This is a genomic window from Streptomyces sediminimaris (assembly GCF_047049295.1).
Taxonomy (GTDB): Bacteria; Actinomycetota; Actinomycetes; order Streptomycetales; family Streptomycetaceae; genus Streptomyces; species Streptomyces sediminimaris.
The window spans coordinates 3093895-3115441 of record NZ_JBJWOT010000001.1; the positions used below are offsets into that span (position 1 = coordinate 3093895).

The 21547-nt window shown below is 73.9% G+C and carries 19 protein-coding genes; 12 read left to right on the forward strand and 7 right to left on the reverse strand.

What is annotated here, in order from left to right:
• Positions 1-204 precede the first annotated feature (204 nt).
• Together ACJ9NR_RS14340 and ACJ9NR_RS14345 are read right to left on the reverse strand one after the other, a co-directional pair.
• Positions 205-888: a hypothetical protein gene (locus tag ACJ9NR_RS14340; protein ID WP_412487944.1), complete on the reverse strand. Its 684-nt coding sequence runs from the start codon at positions 886-888 to the stop codon at positions 205-207.
• Positions 889-993: 105 nt separating this feature from the next.
• Positions 994-1749, reverse strand: coding sequence for a glycoside hydrolase family 16 protein (locus tag ACJ9NR_RS14345; RefSeq protein ID WP_412487945.1), 756 nt, complete (start codon positions 1747-1749; stop codon positions 994-996).
• A gap of 274 nt (positions 1750-2023) precedes the next feature.
• Here ACJ9NR_RS14345 and ACJ9NR_RS14350 point away from each other — a divergent pair, with 274 nt between their 5' ends.
• From ACJ9NR_RS14350 to ACJ9NR_RS14365, 4 genes are all read left to right on the forward strand, one after another.
• Positions 2024-2410 (forward strand): hypothetical protein, encoded by a 387-nt coding sequence (locus ACJ9NR_RS14350; RefSeq protein ID WP_412487946.1) that lies wholly within the window; start codon positions 2024-2026, stop codon positions 2408-2410.
• A 457-nt stretch (positions 2411-2867) separates the two neighbouring features.
• Complete coding sequence (locus tag ACJ9NR_RS14355; protein WP_412487947.1) at positions 2868-3188, forward strand: hypothetical protein; 321 nt, start codon at positions 2868-2870, stop codon at positions 3186-3188.
• Between the two features lie 62 nt (positions 3189-3250).
• Positions 3251-3568, forward strand: coding sequence for a hypothetical protein (locus ACJ9NR_RS14360; RefSeq protein WP_412487948.1), 318 nt, complete (start codon positions 3251-3253; stop codon positions 3566-3568).
• A gap of 59 nt (positions 3569-3627) precedes the next feature.
• Positions 3628-3948: a hypothetical protein gene (locus tag ACJ9NR_RS14365; protein ID WP_412487949.1), complete on the forward strand. Its 321-nt coding sequence runs from the start codon at positions 3628-3630 to the stop codon at positions 3946-3948.
• A gap of 431 nt (positions 3949-4379) precedes the next feature.
• Here the strand turns inward: ACJ9NR_RS14365 and ACJ9NR_RS14370 are convergent, their stop codons facing one another.
• Positions 4380-4709: a hypothetical protein gene (locus tag ACJ9NR_RS14370; protein WP_412487950.1), complete on the reverse strand. Its 330-nt coding sequence runs from the start codon at positions 4707-4709 to the stop codon at positions 4380-4382.
• A gap of 359 nt (positions 4710-5068) precedes the next feature.
• Here ACJ9NR_RS14370 and ACJ9NR_RS14375 point away from each other — a divergent pair, with 359 nt between their 5' ends.
• From ACJ9NR_RS14375 to ACJ9NR_RS14410, 8 genes are read left to right on the forward strand one after another with little or no spacing between them, the layout of a single operon-like run.
• On the forward strand, positions 5069-6193 hold the full coding sequence (locus ACJ9NR_RS14375; RefSeq protein ID WP_412487951.1) for a glycosyltransferase: 1125 nt from the start codon (positions 5069-5071) through the stop codon (positions 6191-6193).
• Positions 6194-6213: 20 nt separating this feature from the next.
• On the forward strand, positions 6214-7671 hold the full coding sequence (locus ACJ9NR_RS14380) for an exopolysaccharide biosynthesis polyprenyl glycosylphosphotransferase (protein ID WP_412487952.1): 1458 nt from the start codon (positions 6214-6216) through the stop codon (positions 7669-7671).
• A 6-nt stretch (positions 7672-7677) separates the two neighbouring features.
• A complete protein-coding gene (locus tag ACJ9NR_RS14385; protein ID WP_412487953.1) occupies positions 7678-9006 on the forward strand; it encodes an O-antigen ligase family protein in 1329 nt (442 codons plus the stop codon).
• Positions 9003-10694 carry a lipid II flippase MurJ gene (locus ACJ9NR_RS14390; protein ID WP_412487954.1) on the forward strand — a complete coding sequence of 564 codons (1692 nt, stop codon included), beginning with the start codon at positions 9003-9005 and terminating at the stop codon, positions 10692-10694. The genes ACJ9NR_RS14385 and ACJ9NR_RS14390 overlap by 4 nt, the downstream gene beginning before the upstream one ends.
• Positions 10684-11475, forward strand: coding sequence for a polysaccharide deacetylase family protein (locus ACJ9NR_RS14395; RefSeq protein ID WP_412487955.1), 792 nt, complete (start codon positions 10684-10686; stop codon positions 11473-11475). Before ACJ9NR_RS14390 ends, ACJ9NR_RS14395 begins: the two co-directional genes overlap by 11 nt.
• The gene (locus tag ACJ9NR_RS14400) at positions 11472-12614 is read left to right on the forward strand and encodes a glycosyltransferase (RefSeq protein WP_412487956.1); all 1143 of its coding nucleotides are present in this window, start codon (positions 11472-11474) and stop codon (positions 12612-12614) included. The genes ACJ9NR_RS14395 and ACJ9NR_RS14400 overlap by 4 nt, the downstream gene beginning before the upstream one ends.
• Complete coding sequence (locus tag ACJ9NR_RS14405; RefSeq protein ID WP_412487957.1) at positions 12611-13279, forward strand: YveK family protein; 669 nt, start codon at positions 12611-12613, stop codon at positions 13277-13279. Before ACJ9NR_RS14400 ends, ACJ9NR_RS14405 begins: the two co-directional genes overlap by 4 nt.
• Complete coding sequence (locus tag ACJ9NR_RS14410) at positions 13276-14385, forward strand: GNAT family N-acetyltransferase (RefSeq protein ID WP_412487958.1); 1110 nt, start codon at positions 13276-13278, stop codon at positions 14383-14385. The genes ACJ9NR_RS14405 and ACJ9NR_RS14410 overlap by 4 nt, the downstream gene beginning before the upstream one ends.
• Positions 14386-14388: 3 nt before the next feature.
• On the opposite strand, the gene ACJ9NR_RS14415 is transcribed toward ACJ9NR_RS14410, so the two are convergent.
• The 4 genes from ACJ9NR_RS14415 to ACJ9NR_RS14430 form a co-directional block, all read right to left on the reverse strand.
• The gene (locus ACJ9NR_RS14415) at positions 14389-15618 is read right to left on the reverse strand and encodes a glycoside hydrolase family 26 protein (protein WP_412487959.1); all 1230 of its coding nucleotides are present in this window, start codon (positions 15616-15618) and stop codon (positions 14389-14391) included.
• Positions 15619-15739: 121 nt separating this feature from the next.
• Positions 15740-17683, reverse strand: a complete 1944-nt coding sequence (locus ACJ9NR_RS14420; RefSeq protein ID WP_412487960.1) for an AMP-dependent synthetase/ligase — start codon at positions 17681-17683, stop codon at positions 15740-15742.
• A gap of 73 nt (positions 17684-17756) precedes the next feature.
• Positions 17757-18623: an ABC transporter permease gene (locus ACJ9NR_RS14425; RefSeq protein ID WP_412487961.1), complete on the reverse strand. Its 867-nt coding sequence runs from the start codon at positions 18621-18623 to the stop codon at positions 17757-17759.
• Positions 18620-21406: a CocE/NonD family hydrolase gene (locus ACJ9NR_RS14430; protein WP_412487962.1), complete on the reverse strand. Its 2787-nt coding sequence runs from the start codon at positions 21404-21406 to the stop codon at positions 18620-18622. Before ACJ9NR_RS14430 ends, ACJ9NR_RS14425 begins: the two co-directional genes overlap by 4 nt.
• Positions 21407-21547 lie beyond the last annotated feature (141 nt).

Consider the following 21547-nt stretch of genomic DNA (forward strand, 5'->3'; position numbering starts at 1 on the left):
CGGAAAAAGCAGACGCCACACTCAACGAGTGCCCTCCGGGCCGGAAACCCCGCTCCGGGAAGACATATGAGATCCCCGCGCCATCGCGGCCGTGAAGAACCTCCGCCGCCGGACCGTCACGAGGACGGCCCGGCGGCGGAGTGCACGGTTCCACTTCACTGGGCCCCAGTTCACCACCGGATCACCGAGACCGCATCCGGAGCCTCACCCCGTCGGCAGGGACGGCAGCGACGGCAGGGCGGGCAGGCCCGGCAGGTTCGGCGCGGGCAGGCCGCTGTCCAGCAGCGTCGCAGCGAGGAAGTTGACCGCCGCGGTCAGTACGCCGGTGACCGCCGGGGCGACCTTGCCCGCATCGCCCGAGGTCACGGCCGCCAGCAGGGTGTCGAGAGCCTTCCGCAGCCCGGCGAGCGCGTCGGCCTTGAGGTCCTTGGGCGCAGGCGTCACCGTGCCGTGCGCGCCCTGCCTCGACACCGAAGACGGCTCCGGCACGGAGGGCGGCTTCACCGGCGGGGCCGGCGCGGAACCGGGCGGTGCGACCGGCGCGGTGGCGGCGGCGGGCAAGGTCGCGGCCTGCGCGGTGACCTTGGCGATGGCGTCGTCCACGGCGGCGACGAGCTTCTGCGCCTCGTCGGCGGGGAGCCGGCCGTTGTCGGCCTTCAGTACCGCGTTGAGCAGGGCGGTGACGGGAGTGAGCACACTGCCCAGATCGCCGAGGCTCTTGACCTGGGCCAGCAGCGCGTCCGCGCCGGGGACGGGCGCCCCCCGGGACGCGGCGGGGGTGCTTTCCCGGGCCGTGCCGGCCGCGACGGCGGCCGGGCCGGCGATGCCGACCAGAAGGGTGGCGCAGAGGGCGGGGGCCGCGATACGCCATGCGGACAGACCACGCATGGGTGTTCCTTTCGAAATGCGTCGGATCCTGAGCCCACGGTGAGATCGCCCCTCACGGCCCGCAACCGCTGACACCCGTTGGGGGAACGGCCGCCCGGCGGCCCCTCAGCGGTACACGCGCAGGTGGTCCACGGCGAAGGTGACCGGCTCGGTGCCGGAGGGAGCCGGGTGGTAGGCGCCCGCGCACAGCGAGAGGTTGAGCATCACGTACGCCGACCAGCGCTCGCCCACGCCGGTCCCGTCGCGGAACACCGGCTCGGCGTCCACGTACCAGTCCACGGAACGCTCGCCGTAGTGAGTCCCGACGGTCACCCACCCGTCCGGGACGATCGTGCCGGCGTCGGTGTGATAGGTGCAGGCGTCGTTGACGTGGTTGGACAGCTCCAGCAGGTGCGGGTTGTCCGGGTGGTACTCGAAGGTGTCGACCTCGTTGCCGCCGTCCTTCCAGGTCCACAGCGCCGGCCAGGCACCCGCCCGGCACGGCAGCTTGACGCGGACCTCGGCGTAGTCGCCGGTACGCACCTGGAAGCCCTCGTCGGAGTACTCGGTGGTGAGCAGGCCGGTGCGCCAGGCGTGCCGGCCGTTCTCCAGGATGTGATGCGCCGGGACGGCGGTGAAGGTGGCCACACTGCCCGACACGGTCACGCAGCCCGGGTCGAGCCAGTCGAGCTTGTTGTCGTCCGGGTTGTGGTTGACGTGACGATAGGCGCTGGTCCTGTCGCCGACCCACCGCGTGCCCCAGGCGATCGGGATGTCGAACTCCTCCGACCAGACGAGCGACTTCCCGAGGGCCGATCCGGCGGACTCGGCGGCCCCGGCACAGGACGCGGTCGGCGTGTGATTGCTGCTCTCGGCGGTCATGGCGGCGAGGGTAGGGCCGTTCGGCGGCCGCCCCGGCCGAAGTACCGGAGACCCTGCTGGAATTCCCTCCCCGGACTACCCGTGTGGCCGGCATCCTGCGCACCATACGATCAATCGATTCACCGACCATGTGAATCCTTCGGTAAAGCGCGCGGGCACACGCCGTTCCCCCGCCGATTTCATGCGTATGGAGTAACGCGTCGATTTGCGGAGTGCGTCGGCTGCTATGTTCTCCAGCCGTCGGATCAGAGGTAACTTTCAACCGAGGTGAATCATGAAGAAGGCAGTTTTCACCACTGCTGCATTGGCCATCGGCGCGGGCCTCGTGGGTGGCTCCGCCGCCGCGGCCTCGGCCGCCACCGCGCCCGCCCCCTCGGCCGGTCTGCTCGGTGTCATGTCGCCGACCAAGGTCACCCCGGCGGTCGTTCCGGCCGCCGACGTCGTCACGCGCATCGCCCGCGACGGCAAGATCACCAACGGCAGCGCCTTCGACGAGAAGCCGTCGGGCGGCGCCTCCGGCGTCTACCTGGACGGCATGGACCCGAACGCCGCCGAGAAGCCCACCATCCCGGTGCACAACCCGGCCGGCCGGGGCTCCGTCCAGGTCCACCCGCTGCAGGCGCCGACGGCCGCGGGCCTCGGCAACCTGCTCGGCAAGTGAGACTCGAACCGTAGGAGTCGGCGAACACCGGCGAAAGCCCTCACGGCTTCACGACGCCTTCACGGCCGTGGCCCAGGACCGACACCGCGCCCCGGACCCGGCGGGAGGAAACCGCCGGGCCCCACCGCAGCATCCCCCTCCGGCCCACCGGCCCTCTCCCTTCCGGTGGGCCGGAGACGCGTGGGCCCCCGTTCCGTACGGCCGCCGCGCGGCCCGTGCCGGCCCCGAGCGCCACGGCGTTTTTCCGTGCGGCCGCCGCGCCCGCCTTTCGGATTGTCGTTCATATGGGCCACAAGGGATTCCCCCTTCATTCCCCGTTGACACCGCCGGACCCCCGGTCATTGCGCCATCCGATGGAATCAGACCTGTTTAGCCGCTCTTCCCGTGACTTATGCGCGCATATCAAGGTTTCCTGGTATGCAAGCGTGCGCAACCGTGAATTGAGGAAGGAACTGAGTTGCCCAGGAAGTTCGCGGTCATCACTGCCCTCACCCTCGGCGCTGTGGTCAGCAGCGTCGGCGTTGCCTCGGCCCACGACAACAACACCGAATTGAAGGGTGGTGGCGGTTTCTCGTCGTCCCCGGTCGTCGTGAACGCCCCGCAGCAGGGTGTCATCGTCGTCAACGGCACGGTCGTCGACGGCCGTTGCATCGCGCCGTGGTCCAACGGAGCGGTTCTCGCGGGCGTTCTCGCCCCGAACTCGCACTACGCCGCGTGCAACACGGCGGACATCGACCAGTCGCAGAACGCCCCGTACGTGGGTGGCCTGCTCCTCTGACCCCTGTCCGAGCACATCGGATCAGGTGCAACACCCACATTCAGCCCTGAAAGGCGCAACTCATGCGTAACAAGGTTACGGCCATTTCCGCCCTCGCCGCGGGCGTCGTCCTCGCCGCGGCAGGCACCGCCGCGGCCGACAACTGCACCACCGTCAAGGGTGGTGGCGGCTTCTCGTCGTCCCCGGTCGTCGTGAACGCCCCCCAGCAGGGTGTCGCCGTCGTCAACGGCACGGTTGCCGACCTGCGTTGCGTAGCGCCGTGGTCCAACGGAGCCGTCCTCGGCGGCGTCCTCGCCACGAACTCGCACTACGCCGCCTGCAACACGGCGGACATCGACCAGTCGCAGAACGCCGCCTACAGGGGCGGTCTGCTCCTCTGACCTGTTCCGAGCCATTCGGAACACGGAAATCCCCAACTGCCCACCGAAAGGCGCATCTTATGCGTAACAAGGTTACGGCCATTTCCGCCCTCGCCGCCGGCATCGTCCTCGCGACCGGTGGTGCTGCCGCGGCCAGTGACAACAACACCGACGTCACCGGTGGCAACGGCTTCTCGTCGTCGCCGGTCGTCGTGAACGCCCCCCAGCAGGGCGTTGCCGTCGTCAACGGCACGGTCGTCGACGGCCGCTGCATCGCTCCGTGGTCCAACGGTGCCGTTCTGGGTGTCATCCTCGCCCCGAACTCGCACTACGCCGCGTGCAACACCGCCAAGGTCGACCAGTCGCAGAACGCCCCGTACGCGGGCGGCCTGCTTCTCTGATCTGCGTCTCGCCCGATGGCGGCCCGCCGGAAACCTCCGGCGGGCCGCCATCGGCTTTTTCCCCTGCCGCGAAACCGTGCGCGCGGAAAGACCGCGGGGCCTGTCCGCGTCTGCTGTTTCGTGACGCCGACAGGCCCCGCGGTCGGGAGGCGGCCGGCGAAGTCCGGCGGGTGTGTCGCTCGGCCTGGGCGGCCAACAAGGAGGAAAGGCGCCCGTTCGCCACGACATTCCCGCCGGCGCTCCGCGATGCGGTCCACGCCGGGCTGTTCCAATGGGACCAACGGCGCCACGCCGCCGGGGGTCACTGCTTGTCCGTCGTTCGGCCCAGCGCACGGAAATCGCGCCCCGCGGAAAATGCCGAAGGGCCGGCTCCCGGAATGGAGCCGGCCCCGATCGTCGAACCTGTGGGCGGGGGGGTGCCGCCCCGTCCGCTACTTGCCGAGCGGAAGGCCGCCGAGCAGCTGCCCGTCGACGGAACCCGGCAGAGCGGACTGCGGCAGGGCGCCGCCGACCACCGGGGTCTTCACCCCGGCGCCCTTCACGCTGCTCTTCACGCCGTCCTTCACGTTCTGCGCCACCTGCTCGACGTCCTTGCCCACGTAGTTCGTCGACACCTTGGCTGCCGTGGGGACGCCGCTCGCGACGGTCTTTCCGCTGTCCACCAGGCCCTGCGCCGGCATGTCCAGCGCGACGGCCGGCACGGCGACGCCGGCCACGGCCAGGGAGCCTGCGACGACGGCGGCAGCCTTCAGAGTCTTCATCGTGTGCCTTTCTTTTGTAAGCCTTGCTTCCCTCCGCCTAACGAGGGGCGGGCGTCCTGGAAACCCTGTCGCCTGCAGTTCGAGCAACTCATACGAACGGACCTGCGGCGGCGACTGCTCCAAACGGGTGGCCGAAGGTGACAAATAGCCCATGGAAACGCCACCATTCCGACACAGTTGACGGGTTCGCGGATAAATAAGGTTGAGCGGCTAGAGTGGCTCACCTCGTGATTTCAGCGATGCCGGTTGAACAACGGAACGCACGCTCTCGAACGGGTGCGGGATTTTATATCGAGAACACGAGCCGCACGTCTTGGCCCCCGGCTCGGACTCTTTTGTTCGGAAGGGCAGCGTCGCTCATGAGTAATTCCCCACGCCTCCCTCACGTCCTGCATGTCGCCCAGCCCGTCGAGGCCGGAGTCGCACGGGTCGTGACGGACCTGGTTGCGGCGCAGCTCGCCGCGGGGCTGCGGGTGACCGTCGCCTGTCCCCCGGGCGGCACGCTGTCGGACGCGCTGCGCGCGCGGGGCTGCACGGTGCTGCGCTGGGACGCGACCCGCTCCCCGGGGCACCGGCTTCCCGGTGAGGTGTGGCGGTTGGCGCGCATCCTGCGCACGGTGCGGCCGCACCTGGTGCACGCGCACAGCGCCAAGGCGGGGCTCGCGGCCCGGCTGGCCGTGCGCGGCCGTGTCCCCACCGTCTTCCAGCCGCACGCCTGGTCGTTCGAGGCCGCTGACGGTGTCCTGGCGCGCCTGGCGCTGGGCTGGGAGCGGTGGGCGGCGCGGTGGGCGGCGCGCGTGCTGTGCGTGAGCGAGGCGGAGCGGCGCACCGGGCAGCGGCGCGGAATCGCCGCGGCCTGGGAGGTAATCCCCAACGGGGTCGACACGCTCGGCTTCCGCCCGGAGGGGGACCGTGCCGGGTCCGCGGCGGGGCCGCTCGTCGTGTGCGTGGGCCGGCTGTGCCGTCAGAAGGGGCAGGACGTGCTTCTGCGGGCCTGGCCCGAGGTGGTACGGCGGCTGCCCGGCGCGCGGTTGGCGCTGGTCGGCGACGGTCCCGACGCGGACCGGCTGCGCGCCGCGGCGCCCGGCTCGGTGACGTTCGCCGGTGCCGCGGCCGACGCCGCCCCCTGGTACCGCGCCGCCGACGTCGTGGTGCTGCCGTCCCGCTGGGAGGGCATGGCCCTCGCCCCGCTGGAGGCCATGGCGTGCGCCCGGCCGGCCGTCGTCACGGACGTCGGCGGAGCGCGCGAGAGCCTTCCGCCGGACTTCGTGCCGCACTGTCTGGTGCCGCCGGAGGACCCCGGCGCGCTGGCACGGGCGCTGACGGCGCTGCTGCGGGACGAGCCGCTGCGTGCGGCGCTGGGCGGGGCGGGCCGCCGGCACGTGCTCGCCTCCCACGATCTACGACACGCGACGGACGCCGTGATCGACGTGTACCGCGCCTTGCTCGGCGTCGTCGTCGCGCCGGTCGTCGTATCCAACTAGAGCAGGAAGTGCATCACCTGATGACTGCGGAAAGTACCGTTCCCCCTCCCGCGGGGCAGCAGCCGCGGGAGGCGACGCGCGCTGTCCCCGTCCTCGCTCAGCGCGGCCCCGTGGCCGGACGCCGGCTGCCCGCCGGACGCGGGGGCCGACGTCCGCGGCGCCCCTCCCGGGCGGCCCTGCCCCTCATCGACTGCGCCGCCGCGCTGCTGGGGGCCCTCGTCGTGCCCGGGGCGCCGGCGTACCCGTCGGTCATCGTTCTGCTGGCGTGCGGCGTGCTGACGCTGAACCGGCGCGCCCGCCTGTACGACCCCGCCCTCGCGCGCGGCGTGCTCGACGAACTGCCCGCCCTCTGCGGGCCGATCGCCGTCGGCTGGACGGCGGTGGCCGCGCTCTCCCCGCTGCGGCCGCTGCCGCTTTCGGTGCTGGCCGGCGCGTTCGCCGTGCACGGTGCGGCGGCCTGCGCGGGCCGCGCGGCGCACCGGCGCCGGGCCGCGCGGCGCCGCCCCGAGCCGGCCCTGGTCGTCGGACCGGTCGCCGCGGCCCGGCCGGTCGCGGCGGCGCTGCTGCGCCGGCCGGACTGCGGCGTGCAGCCGGTGGGCCTGGTCACGGACTCGCTGGACGTCCTCGCCGAGCCGGGCGAGGGCCCCGAGCTGCCGGTGCTCACCACGGACCAGGAGACGCACCGCGCGGTCATCCAGAACGGCGTGCGGACGGTGCTGGTCGTGGGGGCCGCCACCCGGGTGGAGAGGGCGGCCCTGCTGCGGGAGCTGGCCGCCCGCGGCTGCGTGCTGTGGGAGCTGGACGCGGATTCGCCGTCGTACGGCTTCGGCGGGCGGCCGGAGAGTGCCGGGCAGCTCGCGGGCTTCTCGCGCCGGCTGCTGCGGCCGGCGGGCGGCGGGCCCGGCGGCCTGGGCAAGCGGGTGCTGGACCTGGTGCTGTCGGGCTCGCTGCTGCTGCTCGTCTGCCCGGTGCTGCTGGTGTGCGCGGTCGTGCTGCGGGTGACGGACGGACCCGGCGTCGTCTTCCGGCAGGAACGGATCGGCAAGGACGGGCGGCCGTTCACCCTGCTGAAGTTCCGCACCCACCGGCCCGCCAGCGCGCACGAGGCGGCGACCCGCTGGAGCGTGGCGAACGAGCAGGAGATGAGCCGCTTCTGCCAGTTCCTGCGCCGCACCTCGCTGGACGAGCTGCCGCAGCTGTGGAACGTGTGCCGCGGCGACATGAGCCTGGTCGGGCCGAGACCCGAACGCCCCTATTTCGTCGCCGTGTTCAGCCAGGCCCACCCGGGTTACCGGGAGCGGCACCGGATGCGGACCGGCATCACCGGGCTCGCCCAGATCCACGGGCTGCGCGGCGACACCTCCATCGAGGACCGGTGCCGCTTCGACAACGCCTACATCGACAACTGGTCGCTGTGGCAGGACATCTGCATCCTGGTGCGCACGGCGGTGCTGTTCGTGCGGCCGACGGGGAGCTGAGCGCGGGTGAGTTCTCCCTCGGCGGCCTCCGTACCGCTCCTGCCGTCGCCGGCGGCGCTCGGCCGGGTCGCGCCCGTGCTGCCCGTCGTTGCGGTGATCGCCCTGATGGGGCTGCCGTCCGCGTCGGACAGCGGTGCCTCGCCCGCCGACGCGGCGTGCGGCCTCGCCGTGCTCTGGGCCGCCGTCCGCACCGTTCGGCAGGCCCGGCGCCCGCTGACGCGGACCGCCGCGGTGGTGCTGGGGCTGCCCGTGGTGGGCATCGCGGCCGCCGCGACCGGGGCGGTGACGCCCGGCGACGGGATCACGGGCCTGGCCCGCTATCTGCAGGTGTTCGTGCTCGTACCGCTGGCCGTCGTGCTGCTGGTGCGCGACCGGCGCGACGCACGGCTGGTGCTGTGGTCCCTGGCCGCACTCGCGCTGTGGCAGGGGGCGGTCGGGGTGCACCAGTACCTCACCGGGACCGGAGCCTCCTACCAGGGTGCCGACATCCGGGCGGTGGGCACCTTCGGGCCGTCCGACGTGATGGGGATGGCGAGCGTCGTCGCCGCCGGGGTGGTGGTGCTGACCGCTCTCGCGCTCGGCACGCCCGGACGGCGGCAGCGGATCGCGGCGGCGGGATGCGCGCTGGCGCTGCTCGTGCCGCTCGCGCTGTCCTTCAGCCGGGGCGCCTGGATCGCCACGGCCGCTGCCTGCGGGACGCAGCTGCTGCTGGCCGGGGCGCGGCGGGCGGTGGCGGTCCTCACGGCGGCGGCCGCCGCCGCGGTGGTGCTCGTGGGCGGGTTCGGGGTGGGCGCCGCGGCCCTCCAGGAGCGGCTGACCAGCATCACCCAGGTCACCGACGCGCCGGACCAGTCGGTCGTCGACCGGTACACCATGTGGGCGGCGGCCACCGACATGTGGCGCGAGCACCCGGTGACCGGGGTGGGTCTGAAGGCCTTCCCCGCCTACCGGGACGCCCACGCCTCGCTCGCGCTGTCGTCGGGCAGCGACACCGAGGGCGCCGGCCAGGCCTACAAGCGCCAGCCGCTGCTCTCCCCGCACAACATGTACATGCTGCTGCTGAGCGAGCAGGGCCTGCTGGGGCTGCTCACCGTGGCCGGCAGCTGGCTGGCCCTGCTGGTCCTGGCGCTGCGCCGGCTGCGGCGCGCCGGACGCGCCCGGGACTGCGGCCTGGCGGCCTCGGGCCTGCTGCTGTGGCAGCTCGTCAACTTCCTCTACGCCGACATCGGCGGGCCCTCCACCACCATGACGGCCGTCTGCTTCGGCTTCGTCGCCTGGTGGTCGCTGGCGGGCGCCCCGGCGGCGGGTCCGGGCACGGAATCGGGCGCCCGGTGAGGCCACAGGCCGCGAGGACCGCGGGTGCGCCGGGGGCGGGCACCGGTACGCACGGCCCGCCCCCGGCGGGCGGCGGCCCCGGCCCGGCCGCCGCCCGTCCGGTGCAGGGCGCGCCCTCGGGCCGCTTCCTCGCCCGGGCGGCCCTGCTCAGCGCCGCGCTGTCGATCGCCGGAGCGATCCTCGGCCTCGGCCGGGACCAGGCGCTCGCGCATCTCTTCGGCGCCGGCGCGGAGACCGACGCGTTCCTGGTGGCCTGGACCGTGCCCGAACTGGCGGCGACGCTGCTGATCGAGGACGGGCTGGCGTTCGTGCTGGTGCCCGCGTTCAGCGCGGCGCTGGCGCTGCGGGCGCGCGGGAAGGGCGTGCCCGACCCCGTGCGCGCGCTGGTCGCCGCCTCGCTGCCGCGGCTGTGCCTGGCCCTAGCCGCCACGGCCGCCGCGCTGGTGGCAGGGGCTCCGCTGGTGGTGTCCGTGCTCGCGCCCGGTCTGCGCGACACGTCCCTCGCCGTCGCCTGCACCCGGCTGACCGCGACCTGTGTGCTGAGCTTCGGGCTGGCGGGGTACTGCAGCGCGGCGCTGCGGGCCCACCGCTCGTATCTGGCGCCCGGGGCGATCTACATCGCGTACAACATCGCGATCATCGCCTCGATGTTCGTCCTCGGCGCGCACTGGGGCGTGCGGTCCGCCGCGCTCGGCGTCGCCCTCGGCGGATGCCTCATGGTCGCCGTGCAGGCGCCGTCCCTGGCCCGGCGGGTCGTGGGCCGGCCCGGACGGCGGGCCCTCGCCTACGACGGGGAGGAGTCCCGGCCGCTCGCGCCCGGCCTGGTCTGCGCGGTCCTGCTGTTCGCCCTGTGCCGGCAGTCGCAGGTGCTGATCGAGCGCTATCTCGCCTCCGGGCTGCCCGCAGGGGCCATCTCGCACCTCAACTACGCCCAGAAGGTCGCCCAGCTGCCGATGTCGCTGTCGCTGATGGTGTGCGTCGTCACCTTCCCGGTGGTGGCGCAGGCGATCGCCGAGGGCGACACGCGGCGGGCCCGGGACCGGGTCGAGCGGGACCTGCTGCTGATGGCCTGTCTGGTCCTGCTCGGTGCCGCGGTGGTGGTGGCCTGCGCGCCGCAGATCATCCAGGTGCTGTTCCAGCGGGGCGCGTTCACCGCCCGGGACACCGCCGCGACCGCCTCGGTGATGCGGGTGTACGCGACCGGCCTGCTGGGGCAGACGCTGGTGGGCGCGCTGGTGCGGTCGTACTTCGCGGCCGGCCGCACTAACTGGTTCCCGCTGGGCGCGATGGGCGTGGGCGCACTGGCCACCGTCGCCATCGGCACCTGGGCGGTCGGGCCCTGGGGGGCGTGCGGCATCGCCGCGGCCAACGCGGCCGGGATCACCGTCACCGCGCTGCTCCTGCTGCACGGGCTGGGCCCGGGCAGTGTGCCGGTGCGGGTGCGCCGGTTCCTCGCCGATCTGGCCCGTCCGCTGCTGGCGGCGGTGTGCGCCGCCGCGGCGGGCCTGTTCTCGGCCGGGCTGTTCGCCTCCCCCGCGGCCGCCCTCACCGCCTGCTGCATCTGCGTGAGCACCGTCTTCCTGGTGCTGACCTTCCTCCTCGACGCGGCCGGCTCCCGGTCCCTGCTGCTGTCCGTCGGGCACAACCTCCGTCACTCCGTCACACGAAAGGTCGGCCATGGTCGCTGACATCTCCACCGCGTCGCCCACGGCTGAGTCCGGCACGAAACCGCCCGCGCGAAGGACCGCACGGCGCGGGCCGGCCGCCTGGGTGGCCATGTACCACTCCGTCTCGGACTGCCCCGACGACCCCTACAACGTCACCGTGAGCCCCGAACGCCTCGGCCGTCAGCTCGCCTGGATGACCGGGCGCGGCCTGCGCGGGGTGAGCATGCGCGAGCTGCTCGCGGCACGCGCCCGCGGCGCGGAGCGCGGCCTGGTCGGGCTCACCTTCGACGACGGGTTCGCCGACTTCGCGAGCACGGCGCTGCCCGTGCTCCGCCGCTGGGGCTGCACCGCCACCGTGTTCGTGCTGCCCGGACGGCTCGGCGGCGTCAACGGCTGGGAGGCCCGCGGGCCGCGCAAGCCGCTGCTCGACGCGGACGGCATCCGCCGGGTCGCGGCCACCGGCATGGAGGTCGCCTCGCACGGCCTGACCCATCTCGACCTGACCCGGACCACGGACGAGGTGCTGCGCTCCGAGGTGGACGGCAGCCGCCGGCTGCTCACCGGGATCACCGGCCGCGACGTGGAGGGCTTCTGCTACCCCTACGGCTACCTGGACGAGCGCGTCGCCACCGCGGTGCGCCGGGCCGGCTACCGCTACGCCTGCTCGATCTCCCCCGGCCCGGCGGGCTGCGGCGACTTCGCGCTGCCCCGCATCCACCTCGGACGGGCCGACACCGCGCCCCGGCTGGAGCTGAAGCGGCGACTGGCCCGGCCCTTCGGCCGCGCGGTGCGGGCCGCGTGAGGGTGCTGCACGTCATCACCGGCCTCGGTGTCGGGGGTGCGGAACAGCAGCTGCGGCTGCTGCTGCGGCACCTGCCCGCGCGGTGCGACGTGGTGACCCTGACCAACCCCGGTCCGGTCGCGGCGGGCCTGGCCGCCGACGGTGTCCGGGTCACCCACCTCGGGATGGGCGGCAACCGCGACCTCGGGGCGCTGCCCCGGCTCACCCGGCTGGTCCGCGCCGGCGGCTACGACATCGTCCACACCCACCTGTACCGGGCCTGCCTCTACGGCCGGATCGCCGCACGCCTCGCGGGCGTCCGGGCCGTCGTCGCCACCGAGCACTCCATCGGCGACACCCTGCTGGAGGGCCGGCCGCTGACCGCGGGCGTACGGGCGCTGTACCTGGCCGGTGAGCGCCTGGGCCGTGCCACCGTCGCCGTCTCCCCGGCGGTGGCCGAACGGCTGCGCCGGTGGGGCGTGCCCGCCTCGCGCGTCCATGTCGTCCCCAACGGCATCGACGCCTCCCGGTTCGCCTTCGACGAGGTCCGGCGCAAGGAGGCGCGGGCGTTCCACGGGCTGCCGGAGGACGCCTACGTCGTCGGCGGCGTGGGGCGGCTCACTGCCGGCAAGCGGTTCGACGTGCTCGTACGCGCGCTGGCCCGACTGCCCGGTGACGTACGGCTGCTGCTGGTCGGGGGTGGCCCGCAGCAGGAGCCACTGCGGCGCCTCGCCCGGGAGCTGGGGGTCGCCGACCGGCTGGTGCCGGCCGGTGAACGGCCGTATCTGCCGGACCCCGGCGACGACGCGCCGTCCGTCGCCGACCTGCTGTGCGCGATGGACGTACTCGTCTCGCCGTCGCCGGAGGAGGCCTTCGGGCTGGCCGTGGTGGAGGCGCTGGCGGCCGGGCTGCCCGTGCTGTACGCGAGCTGCCCCGCCCTGGAGGACCTGCCGCCGGACGCGGCGCCCGGCGCCCGGCGGGTCACCGGCGGCGCGGAAGCCTGCGCGCGGGAAGTGCTGCGGCTGCGGGCGGCGGGCCCCGGCGGGCGAACCGCCCCGGAGGCCGTGCGCCGCTACGACATCGCGTGCAGCGCCCGGCAGTTGATGGATGTGTACACGGCCGCTGTGTCCGGCTCGATCCTGGAAGTGAGTTCCTCATGACCGACAATCCCGTTCAGCCCGGCCGGCTCTCGCGCCGTGCGCGCGTCGGCGTGCGGCGGCTGCCCGCGTGGTGGCTGCTGCCGGCCGGCGTGCTGCTCGGTGCCGCGGCCGGTGGCGCCTACGGGCTGGCGAAGCCTCCGCAGTACACGGCGACGAGTTCCGTCGTCGCCGTGGCGGCCGGCCGCTCGGACGTCGACTGCGCCGACGCGCTCGGCTTCGCGCAGGCCTACGGGCGGGTGGCCCCGCAGCTCGCGGTGGTCGGGGACGCGCAGGTGGCGGCGGGCGTGCCGGCCGCCGCGCTGCGCGAGAGCGTGCAGGTCGCGACCTCCCCGGACGCGCCGATGGTCTCGGTCTCGGCCACCGGGTCGAGCCCGGCGCAGGCCGCCGACATCGCCAACGCCGTGTCGGGCGCCCTCGTCACGCAGGCGGGGCACACCGAGAAGGCCACCGGCATCCGTCTCGAACGGCTCTCCCGGGCCCTGGAGCCCACCGGGCCGTCGTCGCCGTCCTGGCGGCTGACCGCGCTGGTGGGCGCGAGCGCCGGGGGGCTGCTGGGCGGCCTCGCGCTGCTGGCGCGGCCGCGGCGGTCGGCGCAGGACGGCCCGGCGCAGGCGACGGTGCCCGCCCCGACCCACGCCGTGGACGCCCACGGGAAGCTCGGGTGAGCGCGGCCGGCCGCGGGCTCTCGGTCGACCTGTGCACCGACGAGGCGGCGTTCGCCGCGCTGGCCGGGGAGTGGGAGGGGCTGCACGCCTCCTGCCCGTCGGCGACGCCGTTCCAGACCCACGCCTGGCTGCACTCCTGGTGGCTGTCGTACGGCACACCCGAGGGGCTGCGGCTGTTCCTGGTCCGCCGGGGTGACCGGCTGGTGGGCGCCGCACCGCTGATGAGCGTGCGGCGCCCGGTGCCCAGGCTGGTGCCGATCGGCGGCGCCATCTCCGACTTCCGTGACGTGCTGCTCGACGGGACGGCGGCCGAGGAGGGCGGCCGGGCGCTGGCGGGCGCCCTGGCCGCCGCGGCCCGCACCTCGCTGGTCGACTTCCGGGACGTCCGGCCGGGCAGCGCGGTGGAGCAGGTCTACCGGCACTGGCGCGGACCGCGCTGCCGCCTGCGCGACTCCACGTGCCTGGAGCTGCCCGCCCTGCCCATGGCCGAGCTGATCAAGCGGCTGCCGACGGCGCGCGCGCAGCGGATCCGCAACAAGGTGAACCGGCTGGGCCGGCTCGGTGTCGAGTGGCGTGTGGTGGGCCACGACGAGACGGAGACCTCGGTGCGCCGGCTGATCGAGCTGCACCGGCTGCAGTGGGAGGGCAAGAAGGTCACGCCGGAGCACACCCGGCCGCGGTTCGTGGAGCACCTGGCCCGTTCGGTGGTCCCGATGGCCCGCTCGGGCCAGGCCGCGGTGACCGAGTTCCTCCTGGAGGGCACGGTGGTGGCGGTCAACCTCCACCTGCGGTCCGGGGGGCTGACGGGCGAGTACCTGTACGGCTTCCATCCGCGGCTGCGGGACAGCAAGGTGGACGTGGCGACGATGCTGCTGCGCGCGGCCAGCGAGGTCGCGGCCACCGGCGAGGGCGGGGTCCTGAGCCTGCTGCGCGGTGACGAGCCGTACAAGTACCGCTGGTGTCCGCGGACGGTCCACAACGAGCGCCTGCTGATGGCCGGCCCGCTCACCGCGCCGCTGCTGGCGGCCTCCGTCTCGCACGCCACGGCCCGGCGCACGGCCAAGAAGGTCCTGCGGGGCAGGGCCGGCGACCGGGCGCACGGGTAGCGCTCACTTCGGGGGCCGCACGGCGGGCGGGGCCGGCGGCGCCGGCACGGGAGCCGGCCTCGGTGCCGGCCTCGGTGCCGGTGTCGGCCTCGGTGCCGGGGGCGTCACGGCGGGCGGCGCGAGCGGGGGCGGGACCGGCGGCCCCGGTGTCGGCCTGGGCAGGGGGGCGCTGGAGAGCACCGCCCGGTACAGGGCGGAGGACCGGCGATTGGCGGCGCACTGCCACACGCCGTGCGGGCAGTAGTCGGTGATCGTGTTGTACAGCGGCTTGTGCTCGTCCATCCAGGCCAGCATCCGCAGCATGTACGTCCGGTCGTCGCCGTTGCGGAACAGGCCCCACTCCGGATACGAGAAGGGCTTGTGGTGGGCGCGCGCGAAGTCCACGTGGAACTGCAGGCCGTAGGGCTCGGAGACCTGCTCGTCGAAGGACATGCCGTGCGGCTGGTCGTAGGAGTCCATGCCGACGATGTCGACGACGTCGTCACCGGGGTAGCACTCCGGCCACGGGATCGCGTCCCTGCCGCGGCTGGGGGCGAAGTCGAACCGGAACTTCTGGCCCGGCACCGAGCGCATGACGGTGACGATGCGCCTCCAGTACTCCTTCCAGCGCTCCGGGTCGGGGCCGCAGCGGTGGGTGTACGTGGTGCCGTTCATCTCCCAGCCGAGGACCAGGACGGTGTCCGTCGCGCCGAGGTCGACCAGCCGCTGCGCGAGGACCCGGAAGTGCTCGTCGTAGGCGCCGGCCGCGGCCCGCCGCAGCAGCCGTCTGACGGCCGTGTCGGAGACCTGCGCCTCGTTGTGCTCCATCAGCGGGACGTTGAGCACGAGCATCCGGTCGGCCTTGGCCCGCCGCCACCGGGCCCAGCTGTCGAGGAAGTGGTTCCCGCCCTCGATGTTGCTCCACACGTCGCCCGGCAGGTACGTGTGCCCGACGCGCAGTTCGGTGCCGCCCAGCCAGTCGCTGAACTCCCGCATCCGCTCCAGTCCCACGGCCTCGGAGTCGAGGAAGGCCCCGAACGCGGGCTGTTCGCTGTCCGCCCCCGCGGGGAAGGGCGCCTCGGGTGGCGCGGGGGTGGGGCCCGGCGCGGTGGGCATTCCCGGCGGCGGCGGGTCGGGGTTGCGTGCGTCGTCGGGCGAGGACGCCGGGCCCCAGGCGAGTGAGGCCAGCGTGAGCGCTCCGGCGGTGATGAGTGCCAGCCGTACGAGGGCGGACCGGCGGCGGCGAGGGATCATTCATCCTCCTTCGCCGCAGATCCTACGTTCAGTGACACTTAGTCATATATCACTTAATTGCCCCACTTGGGTCGGGCGGCTCGGCCCCGATCACCCGCATGAGTGAACGGAAACGGGGAGGTCAGCGGGCGTAGAGCGCCTCGATCTCCTCCGCGTACGCCGCCGTCACCGCGTGCCGCCTGATTTTCAGCGACGGCGTGAGCAGGCCGTTGTCCTCCGTGAATTCACCCTCGACCAGGGTGAAGGCGCGGATCGACTCGGCCCGGGAGACGGCCTCGTTGGCGTAGTCCACGGCCTTCTGGACGTCGGCGCGCATCCGCGGATCGCGCACCACCTCGGACATGGGGGTGTCCGCCGGCAGCTTACGGACCGTCAGCCAGTGCTCGACGGCCTCCGGTTCGAGGGCGATGACGGCGGCGACGAAGGGGCGGTTGTCGCCCACGACGACGCACTGGCCGATCGGCGGGCGGCTGCGCAGGCGGTCCTCCAGGACGGCCGGGGAGACGTTCTTGCCGCCCGAGGTGACGAGGATGTCCTTCTTGCGGCCGGTGATGGTGAGATAGCCGTCCCCGTCGAGGGCGCCGAGGTCTCCGGTGGCGAACCACTCGTCCCGGAGCACCGCGTCGGTGGCCGCCGGGTCGTTCCAGTACGCGCGGAAGACGACCCCGCCCTTGATCAGCACCTCCCCGTCCTCGGCGATGCGCACCGCGGTGCCGGGGACCGGGACGCCGACGGTGCCGGGGCGGGGCCTCAGCGGCGGGACGATGGTGGCCGCGGCGCTGGTCTCGGTCAGGCCGTAGCCCTCGTAGACGATGATCCCGGCGGCGTGGAAGAACAGGTTGAGGTTGCGGTCGAGGGGGGAGCCGCCGCTGATGGCGTAGCGCATGCGGCCGCCGAGTTCCTTGCGGACGCGGCGGTAGACCAGCAGGTCGTACAGGGCCCAGGCGGCCCAGAGGCCGGGTCCGGGCCCCTTGCCCGTCCCGAGGAACTTGTTCAGGTAGGCCTCCGCGAAGCGGACGCCGACGCGGTCCGCGCGGTCGAAGGAGGCCCCGCGGCCGATCTTCTCCGCGGTCGCGCGGCCGGTGTCGTGGATCTTTTCGAAGAGGTACGGGACGCCCACGAGGAAGGTCGGGCGGAACTCCTTGAGCGCGGGCCTGAGTTCGTCGGGCCTGACGCTCGGGCAGTGGCCGATCTCGATGCGGCCCATCAGGCAGGCGATCTGCAGGGTGCGGCCGAGGATGTGGGCGAGCGGGAGGAAGAGCAGGGTCGAGGCGACCTGGCCCGTGACCTCCTTGAAAAGGGGGTGCAGCAGCTCGACCGTGTTGGCGGCCTCGGCGTGCAGGTTGGCGTGGGTGAGGACGCAGCCCTTGGGCTTTCCGGTGGTGCCGGAGGTGTAGCAGATCGTCGCGGTCGTGTCGGGGGTGAGGGCCGTACGGCGCTTGGTGACCTCCTCGTCGGGGAGGTCACGGCCGAGCGCGGCGAGGTCGGCGAGGGCGCCCCCGCCCGCGTCGGCGGCCGCCGTCCGCGCCAACTGCCACATCCGCGGCGGGCGTTCGTGGCCGGCCGTGCCCGTCGTCACCGTGGCGGCGTTCCCGGCGGTCTCGGCGACGACGAAGCGGGCCCCGGAGTCGCGGACGATCCACTCCACCTGGTCGGCGGAGGACGTCGGGTAGACGGGGACGCTCTGCCCGCCCGCCGCCCAGATCGCGAAGTCCAGGACGGTCCACTCGTAGCGGGTGCGGGACATCACGGCGACCCGGCCGCCCGGTTCCAGACCCGCCGCGATCAGCCCCTTGGCCACGGCGGTGACCTCCCGGGCGAAGGCCGCCGCGGTCACCGGCCGCCAGCCGCCGTCCTCCCTGCGGCGCAGGACCACGGCGTCGGGGGCCTCGGCCGCGTTGGTGTAGGGGAGGTCGGCGGTACTGCCGGAGGCGGGGCGCGGGGCGAGGGCCGGCGTGCGGGCCTCCCGTACGACGCCGTCCTCGTCCCTGGTGACCTCGACCCTGGTGCGGGCGGCGAGGTCGGTGCGCCGTTTGGCCCTCTTCAGATCCCTGCGTACACCCATGACGGCTCCCGTCGGTTCTGACTGGGAGGTCAACTTACTCGCAAGTAAGAAAAGGTCAATGGCGCACGTCGGCCTAGGAGACCACGTCCTTGCGGGCGAAACCCCTGAAGGCCAGGGCGAACAGCACGAGGGCGTACGTGGTCGAGATGGCCGTGCCCTGGATCATGCCGGACCACTCGGGGTGCGGCTGGACGGCGTCCGCCCAGGCGAACTGCCAGTGCGCGGGCAGGAAGTCGCGCCAGTGGCCGAGGGCGGTGACGGCGTCCAGGACGTTGCCGACGATCGTCAGGCCGACCGCGCCGCCGACCGCGCCGAGGGGCGCGTCGGTCTTCGTCGAGAGCCAGAACGCCAGCCCGGCGGTGACCAGTTGGGACACGAAGATGTACGCCACGACCACCAGCAGGCGCTGGGTCGCCGTGCCCGTGTCCAGCGCGCCGCCGGTGGGGATCTGCAGCGGCCCCCAGCCGTAGGCGGCCGTGCCGACGGCCAGCGCCACCACCGGCAGCAGGATCATCGCGGCCAGGCTGAGGCCGAGGGCGACGACGAGCTTGGACCACAGCAGCCGGGCCCGCGGCACGGGCGCGGCCAGCAGATAGCGCAGGGAGGACCAGCCGGCCTCCGAGGCGACGGTGTCCCCGCAGAACAGGGCGACCGGGATGACCAGCAGGAAGCCCGCGGAGACGAAGAGGCTGACCGCGGCGAAGTTGGCTCCCGAGGCGGTGGCCGTGTCCATCAGCGTCACCCTGTCGTTGCGGCCGCCCGGGTCGCCGCCGATCGTGAACGCGATCAGCAGCACGAAGGGCAGCAGCGCCAGGATCCCGCCCATGATCAGCGTCCGGCGCCGCTTGAGCTGGCGGGCCAGCTCGACCCGCAGGGGCAGCGTGCGGCCCGCCCGGTAGCCGGAGGCGGCCGGTTCGGTGCGCTCGGTCAGCGTGCTCATGCGGAACCCCCGATCAGGGTAAGGAAGGCGTCCTCGAGACGGCGGTGGGGGCCGAGCGAGGCGACCGGGACCTCCAGGCGGACGAGGTCCACGAGGAGCTGGGCGGGACCCGTGCGGGCGGCCCGGGCCGGTTGTGTGAGTGCCGCGGTGGGGCCTTGCCCGTCCGCGGCCCCGTGGCCGGTCGCGCCGCGCGGCACGGCCGCTGACGGACGCGGTGCCGCGCCGCCCGGGGGCGCCTCCGGACCGGAGCCGGGTGCCAGCCGGACCAGCAGGCCGCCGTCCACCCGTACCGCCGACTCCACGCCCGGCAGCGCCGCCACCTTCTCGACCAGCGGATCGGCGATGTCGGCGGCCAGACCGACGAGCAGGGTGTCGCCCGAGCCGATGATCTCGGACACCGGGCCCGCCTGGACCAGACGGCCGCGGTCCATGACGACCAGGTGGGTGCAGGACTGCTCGACCTCCGCCAGGAGGTGGCTGGAGACGATCACCGTGCGGCCGGCCGCCGCGTACCGGATGAGCACCTCGCGCATCTCGCGGATCTGCGGCGGGTCGAGCCCGTTGGTCGGCTCGTCGAGGATGAGCAGGTCCGGCAGGCCGAGCATGGCCTGGGCGATGGCGAGGCGCTGGCGCATGCCCTGGGAGTAGGTGCGCACCGCGCGGGCGAGCGCGTCACCGAGGCCGGCGATCTCCAGGGCCTCGTCCAGATGGGCGTCCTCGGGCGGGCGTCCCGTCGCCCGCCAGTACAGCTGGAGGTTCTCCCGGCCGGACAGGTGCGGCAGGAAGCCGGCGCCCTCCACGAACGCGCCGACCCGGGACAGCACGGGGGCGCCGGGGCGGATCTCGTGGCCGAAGACCCGGACCTCGCCGCCGTCCGGCTTGATCAGGCCCATCAGCATCCGCAGGGTGGTGGTCTTGCCCGCGCCGTTCGGTCCGAGGAGGCCGAGGACCTGGCCCTTCTCGACACGGAAGGACAGCTCCCGCACCGCGTAACGGTCCGCCGACCGGGCGTACCGCTTGCTCAGGCCGGTGATCTGCAGCGGTACGCCGGCGAGCGCGGGGTCCGGGGGCGCCGCGGACCTGCGGCGCCGGCCGGTCAGCAGCAGGGCCAGGGCGAGCAGCGCGCCCGCCGCCGGGAGCCACCACACCCAGGACGGCAGCGGCGCGGCCGCGGTGCTCACGCCGGGTGCCGTCGGCACCCTCAGATCGCTCCTCAGGGAGACGGTGTACGTCGCCGGGGTCACCGGAGAGGCGTAGCCCAGGTCGGTGGAGGCGAGGACCAGGCGCAGCCGGTGGCCCTGCTCGACCTGGTGGTCGACGGCGGGCAGGGTGATCGTGACGTCCTTGCCCGCCTTCGCGCCCTCGACGCGGACGGGCGTCACCAGCTGTGCGGGCAGCTGGGGCGTGCCGCCGCCGGGAGGGACGTCGTACACCTTCCCGAAGAGCACGGCGTCGTCGCTCGTGGACTTCACGTGCACGGTGACCGTCGGCGATCCGGTGATCCGCAGGCCGCGGGAGAGCGGCGCCGACTCGAACCGCGCGTACTGGCCGGGGAAGTCCAGTGACACCCCCACGCCCAGCGAGGACAGCTGGGCGAGTCCGCCGGAGCCGCCCAGGCCGGGCAGGGCGGAGACGCCGGGCGGGCTGCCGCCGGCCGGGTTGGCGAAGCTCTGCCCCGTGCCCCGCAGCCGCAGCGGGCGCTGCCCGCTCTCCAGGCCCGGGTAGGTGCCGGCGCTGGCGCCGCGCAGCACGGCCGCGCCGCTGGTGGAGTCGACGCCGCCGCTGCGGCTGACGCGGAAGGCCGGGCCGGTGTCCGTGCCCCTGTCCTGCTTGAGGTAGCGGTCGAACCACGTACGCACGCGTGCCTGGACGCGGCCGGCCTCCAGGTCGCCGCCGTCGTGCCCGCCGGCGATCCAGTCCACGTCGACGGGGGCGCCGTTGGCGCGGACGGCCCTCGCCGCGGCGTCGGCCTGGCCGAGCGGGAAGAGGGAGTCGGTCTGGCCCTGCACCAGCAGGGTCGGCACCTTGATGCGGCCGGCCACGGCCGACGGGGAGCGGGCGGCCAGCAGCTCGCGCGCCTGCGCGTCCGGCCGGCCCGACTCCGCGACCCGCTGGTACATCCGGCACAGCTGCGGCTCGAACTTCTCGCAGCCGCCGCCGGAGTTGACGAAGATCCCGGCCCACAGCTTCTTGAACACGCCGTTCGGGAACAGGGCGTCGGCGAGGTTCCAGTACGTGATCGCCGGGGCGATGGCGTCCACCCGGTGGTCGTGACCGGCGGCCAGCAGCGAGATCGCGCCGCCGTACGAGGCGCCGGCGACGCCCACGCGCGGGTCACCGGGTTTGTCGAGCTGGACCTGGGGCTGCCGGGCCAGCCAGTCGATGAGCCTGGAGACGTCGGCGACCTCGCCCTTCGGGTCGTTCAGGCCGATCTTGCCGGTGGACCTGCCGAAGCCGCGCGCGGACCAGGTCAGGACCGCGTAGCCGGCCCTGGCGAGGTCCTCCGCCTGCGGGCGCACGTCCTGCTTGCTGCCGCCGAAGCCGTGGGCGAGCAGGACGGCGGGGTGGCGCCCGCCGCCCCGGGCGGGGGTGAAGTAGGAGGTGTCGATCCTCACCCCGTCCATCGCCATCAGGCGGTCCGTGCGGTGCACGGGGGGCTGCCCGTCCGAGGCCACGGCCGTCCAGGTGCCCGCGCCCGCGAGCACCACGACGGCGGCACCCGCGGCGAGAAGCCTCCGGGGGGTTCGCAGCAGCCCTCGCAGGCGGGAGGGTCGAAGATCCATGCCTCAACGGTACGGGGCGTCTCCGACAGCCGGGGCAGCCCCGGGGGTGAACAGGTGCCCCTCCCCCGGGAGTACGGGCGTGCCTCCGCGTACCGCGGTCGCGGTACGGCCGGGGGCTCGGGGCGCCCCGGGACGGGCTGA